A 710-nucleotide genomic window follows, 5' to 3' on the forward strand; every position below is an offset into this window, starting at 1 on the left:
GATTTACATTAATACCTAACGTTTTATTGATAAAGAAACAAAGATTATGAGCTAATACTTTATTAATTATTCTAGTAATAAAGCCCCATTTAGATTTTGCTAGTACTCTTTGAATATTTAGTTGTTCAGAAAGCTGAGAGAAAGAGGTTTCTACTCTTCTTCTGGCTTTAAAGATTATTTTTCTAAATGACTTAGGTAGCTTTATTTTACTGTTCCCTCTTTTCATAGATATTAAGGTTATATCCCTATCAGCTTTTAACTGAGCTGCAAGGCCATTGCTAACATAACCTTTATCACCGAGGATTGTTACAAAAGAGGATTTATTAGTTAATTCCCAAATAGGTACTCTATCATCAATATTAGCGGCAGTAACTAAAAAGTCAGTTATATAGCCATCTAACGATATCAATGCATGAAACTTAAATCCATAGTATGTTTCTTTTTTAGATGGACATTTTCCAAAGGCAGCCTCCGGCTTAAAGGTTTTATGAAAATGAGCTCTTCCAAATTTGCATACAGGAATAGGCATACTATCAATGATTCTAAATTGACGATACTGATAGTCAAGAATACGAGTTAATTCGTTACGGATTTGTTCCATAACTTTAAACAGTGATTTTCTAATTCTATGAAATCTTGTTCTTGTACAGAACTTAGGGAATAAATCTATTAAATTTTTTGAACAGAATCCAAACCAAGCTTTCTCAGAA

Annotated in this window: 1 protein-coding gene; it reads right to left on the reverse strand. The window is 31.1% G+C overall.

What is annotated here, in order from left to right; translation table 11 throughout:
- Nucleotides 1-710: IS982 family transposase (locus CLTEP_RS14120; RefSeq protein ID WP_066827715.1), on the reverse strand; the 710-nt coding region annotated here is incomplete at both ends.

The sequence above is a fragment of the Clostridium tepidiprofundi DSM 19306 genome (assembly GCF_001594005.1).
GTDB classification, from domain to species: domain Bacteria; phylum Bacillota; class Clostridia; order Clostridiales; family Clostridiaceae; genus Clostridium_AC; species Clostridium_AC tepidiprofundi.